The sequence below is a fragment of the Gaoshiqia hydrogeniformans genome (assembly GCF_049347105.1).
Taxonomy (GTDB): domain Bacteria; phylum Bacteroidota; class Bacteroidia; order Bacteroidales; family Prolixibacteraceae; genus Gaoshiqia; species Gaoshiqia hydrogeniformans.
This window is the reverse complement of record NZ_CP186334.1, coordinates 1,185,913-1,200,672: the sequence shown is the minus strand read 5'-3', so window position 1 is coordinate 1,200,672 and position 14,760 is coordinate 1,185,913. Positions and strand designations below refer to the sequence as shown.

Annotated in this window: 10 protein-coding genes, 2 tRNA genes and 3 rRNA genes; 12 read left to right on the top strand and 3 right to left on the bottom strand. The window is 47.5% G+C overall.

Annotation, left to right across the window (positions count from 1 at the left end; translation table 11 throughout):
• The first annotated feature begins 136 nt into the window (after positions 1 to 136).
• From ACOIT5_RS04995 to ACOIT5_RS04985, 3 genes are read left to right on the top strand one after another with little or no spacing between them, the layout of a single operon-like run.
• Entirely contained in the window at positions 137 to 637 is a 501-nt protein-coding gene (locus ACOIT5_RS04995; RefSeq protein WP_423129364.1) for a DoxX family membrane protein, read from the top strand.
• Positions 630 to 2,192 (top strand): Gfo/Idh/MocA family protein, encoded by a 1,563-nt coding sequence (locus tag ACOIT5_RS04990; protein ID WP_423129363.1) that lies wholly within the window; start codon positions 630 to 632, stop codon positions 2,190 to 2,192. Before ACOIT5_RS04995 ends, ACOIT5_RS04990 begins: the two co-directional genes overlap by 8 nt.
• Positions 2,193 to 2,245: 53 nt before the next feature.
• On the top strand, positions 2,246 to 2,539 hold the full coding sequence (locus tag ACOIT5_RS04985; protein WP_423129361.1) for a hypothetical protein: 294 nt from the start codon (positions 2,246 to 2,248) through the stop codon (positions 2,537 to 2,539).
• A 10-nt stretch (positions 2,540 to 2,549) separates the two neighbouring features.
• Here the strand turns inward: ACOIT5_RS04985 and ACOIT5_RS04980 are convergent, their stop codons facing one another.
• Together ACOIT5_RS04980 and ACOIT5_RS04975 are read right to left on the bottom strand one after the other, a co-directional pair.
• Entirely contained in the window at positions 2,550 to 2,765 is a 216-nt protein-coding gene (locus ACOIT5_RS04980; RefSeq protein ID WP_423129360.1) for a hypothetical protein, read from the bottom strand.
• Positions 2,766 to 2,776: 11 nt separating this feature from the next.
• Positions 2,777 to 3,958, bottom strand: coding sequence for an IS1634 family transposase (locus ACOIT5_RS04975; protein WP_423130607.1), 1,182 nt, complete (start codon positions 3,956 to 3,958; stop codon positions 2,777 to 2,779).
• Between the two features lie 1,166 nt (positions 3,959 to 5,124).
• On the opposite strand from ACOIT5_RS04975, the gene ACOIT5_RS04970 reads away from it, so the two are divergent.
• The 9 genes from ACOIT5_RS04970 (at position 5,125) to ACOIT5_RS04930 (ending at position 12,906) form a co-directional block, all read left to right on the top strand.
• Positions 5,125 to 5,277 carry a hypothetical protein gene (locus tag ACOIT5_RS04970; protein WP_423129359.1) on the top strand — a complete coding sequence of 51 codons (153 nt, stop codon included), beginning with the start codon at positions 5,125 to 5,127 and terminating at the stop codon, positions 5,275 to 5,277.
• Positions 5,278 to 5,625: 348 nt separating this feature from the next.
• On the top strand, positions 5,626 to 5,877 hold the full coding sequence (locus ACOIT5_RS04965; protein WP_423129358.1) for a hypothetical protein: 252 nt from the start codon (positions 5,626 to 5,628) through the stop codon (positions 5,875 to 5,877).
• Between the two features lie 351 nt (positions 5,878 to 6,228).
• Positions 6,229 to 7,744 (top strand): 16S ribosomal RNA (locus ACOIT5_RS04960).
• Between the two features lie 160 nt (positions 7,745 to 7,904).
• Positions 7,905 to 7,978, top strand: a tRNA-Ile gene (locus tag ACOIT5_RS04955).
• Positions 7,979 to 8,080: 102 nt separating this feature from the next.
• A tRNA-Ala gene (locus ACOIT5_RS04950) sits at positions 8,081 to 8,154 on the top strand.
• 295 nt (positions 8,155 to 8,449) lie between these two features.
• Positions 8,450 to 11,325: ribosomal RNA gene (locus ACOIT5_RS04945) — 23S ribosomal RNA — on the top strand.
• 177 nt (positions 11,326 to 11,502) lie between these two features.
• Positions 11,503 to 11,613, top strand: a 5S ribosomal RNA gene (gene rrf, locus ACOIT5_RS04940).
• The 16S, 23S and 5S rRNA genes sit together here with 2 tRNA genes alongside, the layout of an rRNA operon.
• A gap of 178 nt (positions 11,614 to 11,791) precedes the next feature.
• Complete coding sequence (arfB, locus tag ACOIT5_RS04935; RefSeq protein WP_423129357.1) at positions 11,792 to 12,208, top strand: alternative ribosome rescue aminoacyl-tRNA hydrolase ArfB; 417 nt, start codon at positions 11,792 to 11,794, stop codon at positions 12,206 to 12,208.
• Between the two features lie 62 nt (positions 12,209 to 12,270).
• On the top strand, positions 12,271 to 12,906 hold the full coding sequence (locus ACOIT5_RS04930; RefSeq protein ID WP_423129356.1) for a YiiX/YebB-like N1pC/P60 family cysteine hydrolase: 636 nt from the start codon (positions 12,271 to 12,273) through the stop codon (positions 12,904 to 12,906).
• A gap of 27 nt (positions 12,907 to 12,933) precedes the next feature.
• On the opposite strand, the gene ACOIT5_RS04925 is transcribed toward ACOIT5_RS04930, so the two are convergent.
• Positions 12,934 to 14,760 (bottom strand): (Fe-S)-binding protein, encoded by a 1,827-nt coding sequence (locus ACOIT5_RS04925; protein WP_423129355.1) that lies wholly within the window; start codon positions 14,758 to 14,760, stop codon positions 12,934 to 12,936.

The following is a 14,760-nucleotide window of genomic DNA, read 5'->3' as shown; positions in this document are numbered from 1 at the left end:
AGACCGGAACTGACGCAAAAAATCCGGGGATCAAAAGTCATCTGAGTATTGTCTGAAGATGAAGGCATAATACAATTGAGAGTGCCGGCAAATATCATTTTTCGTTTTTACTTAAATAACTACAAAATAACAAACAATGAACAATCACAATAATTACACCCGCTTTCAGCTCGTGTTCATTTTATTGTTGCGGTTTGCGACAGGCTGGCATCTTTTGTACGAAGGGGTTGCCAAGCTGTTGAATCCGGCCTGGTCGTCGGCTGGTTTCCTGCAAGAATCGCAATGGCTTTTATCGGGTTTTGCCCGGTGGGTTGTTTCCGATCCGGCAATTTTAAATGCAGTGGATTTTCTCAATACCTGGGGACTGATCGCCATTGGACTGGGGTTAATCATGGGGATGTTCTTCCGGCTTGCAGCCGTTTCAGGGGCCGTCCTGTTACTGGTTTATTACCTGAACTGCCCGCCGCTGGTGGGTTTGGAATATTCGATCCCCCGCGACGGCAACAACCTGATAGTCGACAAGACCTTGATTGAGGCCATTGCCCTGATGGTGCTGGCTCTTTTCCCGACCAGCAAAGTTTTTGGGATAGACGCATTGATATCCCGCTTCAAAAAAAAAGGAGGAGAAAATGACTGACAAATTGAAACACACACAAAACATGCCCCGTCGTACTTTGCTCAAAGCGATGGCTGGAGCGCCAATTCTGGGCTTATTTGGCGCCGGGCTGCTGGCCCAAAAAAAATATACCCTGGCCAAAAGAAATTCGATAATCAAGGAATTGGGGATTGAACCGATAGAGGTATCCCTTCCCGGTTATGGTACCCAAAAACCCGGGGGTGACCTGGTCCGTATCGGCATCATCGGTTTTGGCACCCGCGCCGTCCAGCTTGCCAACGCCCTGGGGTTTATGCACCCCGACGAAGTGAAAACCAGGCAACAGCGCAACACCCTGGACATCTGGTTGGGGCAGGAATACCTGGAAGTAGCCGTCACTGGAATCTGCGACGTGTTCGACCTTCATGCCGAAAAAGGGCTGGCCACAGCCGAAAACACGATTCGCCCCGGCGGAGGACAAGCCCCCAAGCTGCCGGTGAAACGCTACCTCAGTTACCATGAAATGCTGGCCGATAAGGATATTGACGCGGTGATCATCGCCACGCCCGACCATCACCATGCCCGCATGTCCATTGATGCGGCCAAAGCAGGGAAACATGTTTATTGCGAAAAAAGCCCGGCTCTGCACGAAGACGAGCTGAACGAACTGTACCACACGGTAAAAAACAGCCCCATCGTTTACCAGCTGGGACACCAGATCACCCAAAGCATTGTTTTCCGACAGGCCAGGGAAATTATAAAAAAAGACATCCTCGGAAAAATCACCCTGGTTGAAACCACCTCCAACCGGAACACCGCGGAAGGAGCCTGGATCAGGCACCTTGATGTCAAAGGCACCCCCAAGCCGGGCGACCAGACTACTATCGACTGGCAACAGTGGCTGGGCAGCACCCCGACCGTACCATTCAGTATTGAACGCTTTTACAACTGGACTCAATGGTTCGATTACGACCACGGCATGATCGGTCAATTATTCACCCACGAGTTCGATGCCGTGAATCAGTTATTGCAGATAGGCATCCCGGAAACAGTGGTTGCTTCAGGCGGTCATTATTACTGGAAAGACGGACGTGATATGCCCGATTCGCTGCACTGCGTATTTGAATACCCCGAACGGGAATTAACTCTGTTATACAGCGGCAACCTCCAATCAAGCCGGACAAGGGGGAGGCTGTTTATGGGCCACGATGCCTCGATGGAACTGGGGGGCAACATCATCGTTAAAGCCGACCAGAACTCGACCCGTTACAGAAAGGGGATCGAATCGGGGCTTATCGACACCAGTTTGCCCCTACTGACTTACAACCCGGGTGCAGGGCAAATCGACGCAGTGACCTCTGCCTCTGAAAAATACTATGCTTCGCGAGGGCTCACCACCACCACTATCAATGGCCGACCGGTTGACGTGACCCACCTTCACCTGCGCGAATGGCTGCACTGCATCCGCAACGGAGGAACACCAGGGGCCAATATCGACATGGCCTATCAGGAAGGGATCGCCTGCATCATGGCGCACCACTCGTATGTCGAAAAACGAACGGTCAGGTGGGACAAGAGCAATAGAAAGATTATTTAAACTCCTAGCTATGATGTGTTTTTCCAGATGATGTTGTCTTCAGCCTGAGCGCCTTGCTTGAAAAGCATTATGCTGACCGGCTTACGGCGGCGGTTGACAAGCGCCTGACCGTAACGGAACACCGGCACCGGTATTTGTTGTTAAACGCCGGTCATACAGCAGAGCATCTGTACTTCATTGAAAAAGGGATTGCCCGCTGTTTTTATCTCGACGGTCATGCCGGACGGGAAGTGACCCCGATCATCTGGAAGGAACGGAGTATTGACTGCGACCCGGTGAGCTTTTTCCGGCGGAAGCCCTCGGAGATGAATATTGAAGTGATGCCGGGCAGCCTGCTGTTGTCCTGACTTCTGACATTTAGTGCGGTAACAAATTCCATTTTGAGATGAGGGGTGCCAATTGGCTTTCGATGATATCCTTTGTTGGAGACCTGAACGTAAAAATTTCTTTGGTCCGGTTATCCTGAATGTGGGTCTCGGTGATATTCCAGACCAGGAAGCGAATCTCCCGCAATGATAACCTGGCAGTTAATTCCAGGTACTTTTCAGCAATAAGGGCAACAAAACAAATCAAGACATGGGACTTTATGGCATCGTGTTTTTGATGGTAAGTAAATCAAATTTGCTCATCCTGAACGATTGTTCGACGTGCCAAAGCTGATGATAACGCTCAATAACCATTCTGTTTGACAGCTGTTGTTCGGGCAAATCAGTACAATACCCTTTTATGCTAAGCAAAAGCCGTCTTTTCTCAATCAGTTCGGTATTGAGTTCGATTTTCTCCTTGGTAATCTTCCTGACAAACTTAGCTTTCACCTTCACATCCTGTAGGGCTACCATTTCCTCTGCCTTTTTGATGAGTTTGTTCAGATCGTTTAATCCCTTTTTATGCCTTTTAGTTGAGAAATCGCATAGCAGATGGCCGTGCTTTGATGGGAAACGGGCTATCGCTTTGTTTTTGCCGCTTAGGGCCTCATGAATCTGTTTTACCAATCGAAGTGATGCATTTGGAAGCCGAGCACCAACAATGTACGAGAGATTCTGTCGCCGGAGTTCGGCCAGCCTTTCTTCATCAAGCATTGCGGCATCTGCCACAATAATCGGTTTTACCTGTGGGTGGGCCTCAATAAATGTTTCAACCACAGGCAGCATGGTCTTTCCTTCGAATGTATTTCCAGCAAACACCTTGTACGACAATGGGAAACCGGACTGTGTGACCAGCAACCCGATGATTATTTGAGGTTGTTGTGATTTATTGTCCTTCGAAAACCCCTGGGTTTTGAATTCATCGGTCTTAAACGACTCGAAATAAAGGGTGGTAACATCGTACAGGACAAAATAAAAGGGCTCGTTAAACTTCAGTTTTGCCACCTTGTAGGCACATTGTTCAATATCCGACTGATAAACCGCTAGTTTGGGGATATTACGATAGATTCGTTGAGAATATTTGATGCCAAAATAGTGATGTAAAAGCTCTATGGAACGGAGTTTTGAAGCAGGTTCGATAAGCCTCATGATGGCCAGGTCAAGCAGCAAACGTGGCAGATGTGATAAACCACACTCATCAAAACAACTCATAAAAAACCGGAACGCGAAGAGATGGGTTACCCCAATACATTCGCCATGGTCAACAACCAATAGCTTCTGTTTTGGAGCCGGAAACAATGATAGTTGAGCCGATTCTGCTTCAATCCATTCAAGTGCCTGTAGTTGCAATACCCCTAATTCTGTTTCGTCCTTTGCACTGCCAATGTGTTTTAGTACGATTGACCTGTGCCCAACCTAACGCACAACCTGTACTGCAATGGAACCTGACTTGGTTTTGACTTTTCGCACCGAATACATACCGCAAAAATTTGGCGTTAGTGCGGTAAAATTACATTTTTTGAAATGCTAAACACTTCGTATCCTGATGTTTAAAAAAACTTGCTGCCGTAAAAGCAGTACAGCGTCAGAAGTCAGGAAATCAAGGGTTGATAAATCAATAGGAAAAATTCTTTAAATAGTTATAAATCAATGCGTTGTTTTTTTTGTTTGAATTTTTTAAAATCAGCATTTTAGCATCAGTTTCGAATTGATTATGCGATATGATTTCCAAGGATAAAGACGGCAAATTAGTAGTAATTCACTGTTTTATATGCGAAAAATTTGAAGATGGACTTCAATTTTATTGTGAAAGGTTCACGGGCAATAGTAAACCAGCATTTAGCGACCAGAAGATTATGACGATATATTTGTATGCCATGCACCCTGAGGGGCGCCGAAAGTAAAAGAGATTCTAAACCGTGGTTTCCAGGTTGGTACTACCAGGCCTTTAATAACAGGCTCAATTGGCTTGGAGGGGCTTTTGCCAGGCTTGTTGAGATACTTGTGTGTGATCACCTGCCGGAAGATTGTTGTCTTGACCAGAGTTTATCGGACTCAATGCCCATTATAAACTGTTCGGACAAACGGTCAGGAAAGGTTGCCTCTGAGATAACCGATAAAGGTTTCTGTTCAACCAAAGGAATGTATTACGATGGTCTTAAACTCTACCTGTTAGGCTTCAGGCGAATTGGAAAACTCCCTATCCTGAGCAAATACTGTTTACCCCGGCATCTGTGAATGATGTAACCGTATTCAAAGAGGTCTGGTTGGGTATTGACGAACAGAAACCAGATATAAAGCTGATTTGGGGTGGGTAACCGAGCAATGGATTGGGAAAACCCAAAATTCAACCGTATCCCCATGCAGTAAATCAGGCAGTAGACAAGGAAAGTTTATGATCTTATCCCGAGAGGTCTCAATTTTATTCGCCACAGCGACAAACTGTTTGGGGACAAACAGCTATTGGGGTTGAGAAGTCAGCAGAGGGCATAGTCGTGCTTGTTTTTACAGGAAGGACGAAGGCCTGAATCAGTCACCAGAAGGAGCAGTCGGTCGAAATTTTTTTCATGAAGAACCAGCAAGGCATATCATACCGGCGCGATCTGTTTACAGAACAGGAGTTGAACGCTATGCGCCAATGTGCAGGGCGTAAAGACGTAATCGGAGCGCAACACTATTGGAGAGTCAAATCACGGTGGTGTGAGAGGGCGGGGAAGTAATTCCCCTACCTACTCGATTACCACAGCAGCGCTGTGAGATCATGATTCTTTCTTCTCTCTGAGCGGATTTCCCGGCCGACCATTCCTCCAGTGCGAATTAATCCTGTTTCTTGTTGGTCTGCTCCTATTTTTTGGCTTGCACATCCGTATCAGGTTAAACACGGATGAAGCGATCGTAAGCATATCTGTTTGATCTTGGCTTTTCCCTTTGCCGGTTGAAATTCGGTCTTTGGTCATAAATAAAATGGAGTTGTGAGTTGGCAAAACGATCTTCGATCTGTTTAAGGTTATTCCGGTGAAAAAAAAATATTGGATGCTAAGTGTCTGGTTATAAGTTTGTCGTTGGCGATGAATTTAGAAAATGAAAATATTTATTGCAAGATGTGTTGCAGAACCGAAAAAGCTGTCTATATTTGCAGCCGCTTTGAGAGACAAACGGGTTATACCGGGGGAGCTGAGAGCTGCGTTCTGCAAGGGTTTCGGGAGTTTTTGGTGATGAAAAAAACTTTAAAAAGGTATTTGGATATTACAAAAAAAGGTCTTTACTTTGCAGCCGCTAAAACGAAGAGTTCACTGACAGATTTGAGAGGTTGGTTTTGAAACCCGGAGGGATTAATTTTCCGTAAGAATAAGAGCTGACCACCGGCAGATGAGTTTTGGAAAAAAGTCAGAAAAAGTTTTGGCAAGAATGAAAATCTTGTTAACTTTGCCGCCCCGCAGGCAAGAGAGGTTTACGTTGGATGTTTGAAGGGGGAACAAAAAAAGAGTATTTATTACTTTGTTGAAAATCGGGACTGATTTTAAAAGATTAAGAGCAGGTTCGATAAAAACGAAGGGAACAGATAATAAAGAGAAGTTCATTGACAATATTGAGAAGGTAGACAGATAAGGAATAAACGCAAGGACAGAAGAGTTTTATCACAGAGCTGGAAGACACATAAAAATTTCTTTACAACGAAGAGTTTGATCCTGGCTCAGGATGAACGCTAGCGGGAGGCCTAACACATGCAAGTCGAACGGGATTCACCTTCGGGTGATGAGAGTGGCGCACGGGTGAGTAACGCGTATGCAACCTGCCTTTAACAGGGGGATAGCCCGGAGAAATCCGGATTAATACCCCATAGTATTTAGATTCCGCATGGGATTTAAATTAAAGCTCCGGCGGTTAAAGATGGGCATGCGTGACATTAGTTAGTTGGTGAGGTAACGGCTCACCAAGACTACGATGTCTAGGGGTTCTGAGAGGATGATCCCCCACACTGGTACTGAGACACGGACCAGACTCCTACGGGAGGCAGCAGTGAGGAATATTGGTCAATGGGCGCAAGCCTGAACCAGCCATCCCGCGTGAAGGAAGACGGCCCTATGGGTTGTAAACTTCTTTTGTACACCAAGAAATGTCCGTACGAGTATGGATTTGACGGTAGTGTATGAATAAGCATCGGCTAACTCCGTGCCAGCAGCCGCGGTAATACGGAGGATGCAAGCGTTATCCGGATTCATTGGGTTTAAAGGGTACGTAGGTGGCTGATTAAGTCAGTGGTGAAAACCTGCCGCTTAACGGTAGGCGTGCCATTGATACTGATTGGCTTGAGTCCAGTTGAGGTAGGCGGAATGTGTAGTGTAGCGGTGAAATGCTTAGATATTACACAGAACTCCGATTGCGAAGGCAGCTTACTAAACTGACACTGACGCTGAGGTACGAAAGCGTGGGTAGCGAACAGGATTAGATACCCTGGTAGTCCACGCCGTAAACGATGCTCACTCGCTGTTTGCGATACACAGCAAGCGGCTTAGCGAAAGCGATAAGTGAGCCACCTGGGGAGTACGCCGGCAACGGTGAAACTCAAAGGAATTGACGGGGGCCCGCACAAGCGGAGGAACATGTGGTTTAATTCGATGATACGCGAGGAACCTTACCTGGGCTTAAATGGGGAGTGACAGCTGTCGAAAGATGGTTTTCTTCGGACACTCTTCAAGGTGCTGCATGGTTGTCGTCAGCTCGTGCCGTGAGGTGTCGGGTTAAGTCCCATAACGAGCGCAACCCTTACCGTTAGTTACCATCAGGTTAAGCTGGGGACTCTAGCGGGACTGCCACCGTAAGGTGAGAGGAAGGTGGGGATGACGTCAAATCAGCACGGCCCTTATGTCCAGGGCTACACACGTGTTACAATGGCCGGTACAAAGGGCAGCTACTTCGCGAGAAGATGCTAATCTCGAAAGCCGGTCTCAGTTCGGATCGAAGTCTGCAACCCGACTTCGTGAAGCTGGATTCGCTAGTAATCGCGCATCAGCCATGGCGCGGTGAATACGTTCCCGGGCCTTGTACACACCGCCCGTCAAACCATGGAAGTTGGGGGTACCTGAAGTCTGTAACCGCGAGGAGCGGCCTAGGGTAAAACCAATGACTGGGGTTAAGTCGTAACAAGGTAGCCGTACCGGAAGGTGTGGCTGGAACACCTCCTTTCTGGAGCTTGATAAATCCTTGATTTGGAGTTTATTTTTTATCACTACCTTTTTAAAAGATATATGCACGAGCTATTAGCTGCAAGCCGCCAGCTGCCAGGTTTGACCGGTCCGATGGGGTAAAGTCAAAAGCGAAAGGCTAAGGCTAAAGGCTTGAAAACAGTCTCGTAGCTCAGCTGGTTAGAGCGCTACACTGATAATGTAGAGGTCCCCAGTTCAAATCTGGGCGGGACTACAGATTTATGAATGACAATTGATTATTGATGAATGCAGATTGCAGGATTGGATAAGACATAAGGGAAATAATAAATAATCAATTATCAATCGCAAATTGCCCGGGGGATTAGCTCAGTTGGCTAGAGCGCTAGATTTGCATTCTAGAGGTCAAGGGTTCGACTCCCTTATTCTCCACGAAAATGAGTTGCGAGTAATGAGTTATGAGTAACGAGTTGGAAGAGAATAAAAAGTTGAAAAAAGTGAGCTGCACTAAAAAAAGAGCAAAGTTCAAAAGAAATATTGGAACAGATGGTAAGCCTGGGGGCAAAAATGACGGTTCGATTCCGGCAGTATCAGCGTAAAGCGGTTGTGAGGGGGTAAAGTACTCAGTACTTGTTACTCACTGCTCACGACTGACTTTAAAGTTCTTTGACATATTGGGAAAATAAGAATGTGAAGTACATTCGACCTTAAAGATTAAAAAATAAAGGAGAAAGTTAATAAGGGCGTACGGGGGATGCCTTGGCTCTCAGAGGCGAAGAAGGACGTGATAAGCTGCGATAAACTGCGGGGATTGGCAAATACGAATTGATCCGCAGGTTTCCGAATGGGATAACCCTTCCGGGTAACCGGAAATCCAATTATATTGGAAGCTAACCCAGGGAACTGAAACATCTAAGTACCTGGAGGAAAAGAAAACAAAAGTGATTCCCTAAGTAGTGGCGAGCGAACGGGGAAGAGCCTAAACCAGCTTTGTTTCGGCAAAGTTGGGGTTGTAGGACCACGATATTTGTATTAACACGGAAGTGGAATATTTTGGAAAGAATAACCAAAGGAGGTGAAAGTCCTGTACACGTAAAGTGTTGATATGATAGTGGTATCCTGAGTAGGGCGGGACACGTGAAATCCTGTCTGAATCTGCCGGGACCATCCGGTAAGGCTAAATACTACTGAGAGACCGATAGTGAACAAGTACCGTGAGGGAAAGGTGAAAAGCACCCCGAACAGGGGAGTGAAATAGTACCTGAAACCGTACGCTTACAAGCGGTTGGAGTCCGGCTTCTGCCGGATGACAGCGTGCCTTTTGCATAATGAGCCTACGAGTTAGTCGTCACTGGCAAGGATAAGTGTTTCAGACACGGATCCGAAGCGAAAGCGAGTCTGAACAGGGCGCTTTAGTCAGTGGCGCTAGACGCGAAACCTTTGTGATCTACCCATGGCCAGGTTGAAGGTCCGGTAACACGGACTGGAGGACCGAACCAGGGAGCGTTGAAAAGCTCTTGGATGAGCTGTGGGTAGGGGTGAAAGGCCAATCAAACTGGGAAATAGCTCGTACTCCCCGAAATGCATTTAGGTGCAGCGTCGTACATGAGTCTTATAGAGGTAGAGCTACTGATTGGATGCGAGGGCTTCACCGCCTATCAAATCCAGACAAACTCCGAATGCTATAAGATGCTTTACGGCAGTGAGGGCATGGGTGCTAAGGTCCGTGTCCGAGAGGGAAAGAACCCAGACCATCAGCTAAGGTCCCCAAGTGTATGTTAAGTTGGTTTAACGAAGTCTGATTGCTTAGACAGCTAGGATGTTGGCTTGGAAGCAGCCATTCATTTAAAGAGTGCGTAACAGCTCACTAGTCGAGCGATCGGGCGTGGATAATAATCGGGCATCAAACATACCACCGAAGCTATGGATTTATGGTAGGGGAGCATTCCAGTCCGCGTAGAAGGTGTAGCGTGAGCTATGCTGGAGCGTCTGGAAAAGCAAATGTAGGCATAAGTAACGACAAAGGGGGCGGGAAACCCCCTCGCCGATAGACTAAGGTTTCCTGATCAACGTTAATCGGATCAGGGTTAGTCGGGGCCTAAGGAGCAGCCGAGAGGCGAATTCGATGGATAATCGGTTAATATTCCGATACTTCTTTATACTGCGATGGGGAGACGAAGTGATGACAGGTCCGCCAACTGACGGAATAGTTGGTTAAAGGGTTTAGGTGATGAAAAGGGCAGGCAAATCCGCCCTTGGAGCTGAAACCTGACAGTACCGTGAGCCTTCGGGCAAGCGGATAGTGACCGTAAGGGCTTCCGAGAAAATCCTCTAAGCTACAGGTATAAAGGACCCGTACCGCAAACCGACACAGGTAGTCAAGGAGAGAATCCTGAGGCGCTCGAGTGATCCATGGCTAAGGAACTAGGCAAAATCGACCCGTAACTTCGGGAGAAGGGTCGCCCGCTGCAAGGCGGGCCGCAGTAAAAAGGCCCATGCGACTGTTTATCAAAAACACATGGCTTTGCTAAATCGAAAGATGATGTATAAGGCCTGACACCTGCCCGGTGCCGGAAGGTTAAGTGGGGATGTTATCGCAAGAGAAGCATTGAAATGAAGCCCCGGTAAACGGCGGCCGTAACTATAACGGTCCTAAGGTAGCGAAATTCCTTGTCGGGTAAGTTCCGACCTGCACGAATGGTGTAACGATGTGGGCACTGTCTCAGCCATGAGCTCGGTGAAATTGTAGTATCGGTGAAGATGCCGATTACCCGCAACGGGACGGAAAGACCCCGTGAACCTTTACTGCAACTTCACATTGATTCTGGGTAAGTGATGTGTAGGATAGGACGGAGGCAATGAAGCGGGTTCGCCAGGATTCGTGGAGCCATCCTTGAAATACGTCCCTTTGCTTACTCGGGACCTAACCCCCTTACGGGGGGACAGTGTGTGGTGGGTAGTTTGACTGGGGTGGTCGCCTCCAAAAGAGTAACGGAGGCTCCCAAAGGTGCCCTCATGACGATTGGTAACCGTCAGGAGAGTGTAATGGTATAAGGGCGCTTGACTGTGAGACCGACAAGTCGATCAGGTAGGAAACTAGGGCATAGTGATCCGGTGGTTCCGCATGGAAGGGCCATCGCTCAAAGGATAAAAGGTACTCCGGGGATAACAGGCTGATCGCTCCCAAGAGCTCATATCGACGGAGCGGTTTGGCACCTCGATGTCGGCTCGTCACATCCTGGGGCTGGAGAAGGTCCCAAGGGTTGGGCTGTTCGCCCATTAAAGTGGCACGCGAGCTGGGTTCAGAACGTCGTGAGACAGTTCGGTCCCTATCTGTTGTGGGCGTTGGAAATTTGAGAGGACCTGCTGCCAGTACGAGAGGACCGCGGTGGACATACCTCTAGTGTATCAGTTGTGACGCCAGTTGCATTGCTGAGTAGCTATGTATGGAAGGGATAAGCGCTGAAAGCATCTAAGCGCGAAGCCTCCCTCAAGATGAGATTTCCTTTAAGGGTCGTTGGAGACGACAACGTTGATAGGCTGCAGGTGTAAAGGCGGTAACGTCATAGCCGAGCAGTACTAATTACCCGAAGACTTTCCCTGGGTTTTTAAGGTCAAAGGTTACTTCACATTTTTCCCGGTATGTTTAAAATATTAAGCTTCATGCCTCCATGCAAGCCGCAGGCTGCAAGTTGCAGGCAACAAAGCGTGAATAATATTTAAGTGTTGTGTAAAAAGCTTGGTCCGGCAACTGCCGGAGAAAGCTGGTCACTAAAAGATTTAGGTGATTACAGCGGCGGGGTTCCACCTCTTCCCATTCCGAACAGAGAAGTTAAGCCCGCCAGCGCCGATGGTACTGCATTTATGTGGGAGAGTAGGTCGTCGCCATCCTTTCCAAACCCTGTGTTCTCCAGAGCACAGGGTTTTTTATTGATCCGCATTTTGGGCTGCCCGGATATGCAACGAAAGTAAAAATCTTTCGCCAACGCCTTCACCCCGTATGATCGGTTGGATTTGATTTCTCTCTGAAAAACTTGGATTACCCCGTTTTCTATTAACTTTGGTCCGTATGGAAAGGCTGCACCCAAATATACCCGATCTTAGCGCTGAATTTGTATTTCAAACATCGCGGAGCAGCGGCCCGGGAGGGCAAAACGTGAACAAAGTGAATTCGCGTGTAGAGTTGCGTTTTGATATTCCCGCTTCGGCCTTGCTGACTGATGAACAAAAGGAACTGTTACTAAAAAAGCTGACTTCAAAGCTGACTTCCGACGGAATTTTGCTGATTGTGAGCCAGGAGGATCGTTCGCAACTTCGAAACAAGGAGATCGTAGCCGAAAAATTTTACCAATTACTTCAGAAAGCATTTAAGCCGGTAAAACAACGGAAAATTACGCGTCCAACGAAGGCTTCGGTTGAGCGGCGAATTCAATCAAAAAAACAATTGGGAGAAAAGAAGTCAAGGCGGGGGAAAATTGATTTCTGAGAAAAGAAAAAAATCAATGGACTATCCGGGAGTTGTTTCCGGATTCTTATAGCAAAAGAAAGATGAATGGAATAGTAGCTTATATGATACTGATTTTATTGTTTAGCTTGTCGGCCTGTCATCCGGAAAATACGGAAATTCGACTGCAAGCCGGAGACTTACTGTTTCGGGGTGCTGCATCAGGCAATTTGGCCGAAGCGATTGACCGGGTAACCCAAACCGAAGCCGAAACCCATTTTTCGCATATCGGCATTGTAGAGCAGGCAGGCGACAGCATTTTTGTACTACATGCCGACCCAAAAGGAGGAACTTGCCGGATTTTATTGCAGGAGTTCCTGCATCCTGAAAATGATTCGGTGAACGCGGCGGCTTACCGGTTGAAAGCAGAATGGCGTTTTGCTATTCCCGGCGCTTTGGCCCGGGCCAGGGCGATGCTTGGGAAACCATACAATTTTAGCTATATCCTGTCTGATACGGCGCATTATTGTTCCGAATTTATTTTCCGGGCTTTTGCCCCGGATTCGGTTTTTCTGTTAAATCCAATGACCTTCATCGACCCGCAAACAGATACGTTTTTTCCAACCTGGCTTGATTATTACCGGAAACTCGGTCTGGAGATTCCGGAAGGCTTACCGGGCTGTAACCCGAATGGCATGGCTGCCTCGGAAAAACTGGAACGACTTGGGGTCGTGAAGTAAATGTATGCAGGATTGTTTTCAGCAATATTAAATTAAAATCTCTTCCGGTTTTGATTTTTTGATCATTATTCGTGTGGGTTTTGGTTGGCGGGAAACACTTTCCCATACGATTTCGGCTAAATCGCGCACCACGACATCAGTTCCTTTGGTAAATGTTTTTTTACAAAGCGGGCAGGCTGTAACGATCGTGTCGGGTTGGTATTGTTGGTATTCTTCCAATACCTGATCCCGGATCTGATTGCGTTCATCCATCGTTATTTTAATGTTCGACAAACTTCCTCCGCAGCAGGGTGAATCGGCTTTTTCCTGTTTTATTTTTACCAGGTTAACATACTGCTCAAGCAGTTCCCTTGGTTGTTCGTAAATGCTGCTACCCCGGCCCAACTCGCATGGATCATGATAAACAACCCGTTCGGATAAGCGGCGGGCAGGCAGTAATCCCTGATTGACCAGTTCCAGCAGATATTCAGAATGATGCATCACCCGGATATGAGGCAGGTCGTAGTCTTCGCGAAATACCTTGTAACAGATGGGACACGAAACAACCAGTATTCGGGCTTCAGATTGCAGTATTTTATCGCGATTGTTGGCAATCAGCTTTTTAGCAGCCTCGTATTGTCCGGCCTGGATTAAGGGACGTCCGCAGCAGGGAGCCTTTTGTTCGTCCATAAACCAGTAATTGATCCGGGCCAGGTTGAGCAACTGTTTCATGCTTTTTTTGATTGACGGTGTCAGGTGAGTCATGCAACCGGCAAAGTAAATGACGTCTGTTTTGGGACTCGGGCCGTTTTTCAGATAGTCGTAAGTGGAATTGTATTCGACAGTCGATTCAATCCGTTGGGTGATCCGGATATCATTCAAATCGAGCCCGACGGGGCAATCTTTCTGGCAACGTCCGCAGAGCAGACAATTGAAAAGTTGTTCGTCACTCAGTCGCCGTCCCCGGATTTGTTTCAGCACATAAACCGATTGCGTATTCCGGATGTTGGCCTGGCTCATCTGGCAACTATCCAGGCAAATGCCACAGCGTGAGCATGAAAAAACTTGTACCCGGGTATATCCGTTCACCTGTTTCTTTAGACGAACACCGTATTTTCGCAGGAAAATCAGCAAAACCTCTACCGGGATGTGCATGTAGCGCGACATTGGCATGGCCAGAAAGAATGCCCCGAGTGCACAGGAATATGCCCACCAGGCCGGTTGTTCGACAAAATGAAGCGGGAGAGCCGCAGCCAATAAATTACCGGTTGGTTGCGTTAAAAAGCTTCCGTTTCCGTGTAACCCGGCACTGATGCTTTCGGCTGCGAGACGGAGGGGGAAGATTAGCCAAAGCGCCGTCAGGGCGATGCGGTCTCCTACTTTCAGTTTAGTTGTTTTTTTCATGCCAAAGGCACGACTGTTCAGTCGTTTGTAATAAGCTAATGCCACACCGGAAAGAATCAGCAATAGCAGAAAATCCATGATGGCAGCAAAAGCTTTGCCTTCGAAGCCGGCCGGGGGAAGGGGTTCGGCATAACGGAAGAATATTGATTTCCAGAAGGGGAACGACAGTGTTTTGTAATGCACTGCGGCTTCGACATGTCCGGCGACAATCAACAAAAACCAACCAAAGGCCAGGCTGGCGTGCATATATCCCAAAACGGGGTTTTTGCGGAAGATCTTCCGATGGAGTAACGCTTCCATGAACGTTTCGCCAACGGCCTGCAGCGACTTTCGGCCCGGCACTTTTTTGATGATTCGGATTTTGTCGATTTTTGAGAGGCTTAAAATCCAGATGACAGAAACGACCAGCAGAAAACTGATGATAAACAGTAATCCGATGGTGAACGGGTAGGTAAACGGTGGTATTTCCAT

Bases quoted from the DNA above. Each gene is read 5' to 3' on its own strand.
- ACOIT5_RS04930 (WP_423129356.1), top strand. From the start codon at position 12,271: ATGAATGGAATAGTAGCTTATATGATACTGATTTTATTGTTTAGCTTG.
- ACOIT5_RS04990 (WP_423129363.1), top strand. From the start codon at position 630: ATGACTGACAAATTGAAACACACACAAAACATGCCCCGTCGTACTTTG.
- arfB (WP_423129357.1), top strand. From the start codon at position 11,792: ATGGAAAGGCTGCACCCAAATATACCCGATCTTAGCGCTGAATTTGTA.
- ACOIT5_RS04925 (WP_423129355.1), bottom strand. From the start codon at position 14,760: ATGGAAATACCACCGTTTACCTACCCGTTCACCATCGGATTACTGTTT.
- ACOIT5_RS04995 (WP_423129364.1), top strand. From the start codon at position 137: ATGAACAATCACAATAATTACACCCGCTTTCAGCTCGTGTTCATTTTA.
- ACOIT5_RS04970 (WP_423129359.1), top strand. From the start codon at position 5,125: ATGAAGAACCAGCAAGGCATATCATACCGGCGCGATCTGTTTACAGAA.
- ACOIT5_RS04965 (WP_423129358.1), top strand. From the start codon at position 5,626: ATGAATTTAGAAAATGAAAATATTTATTGCAAGATGTGTTGCAGAACC.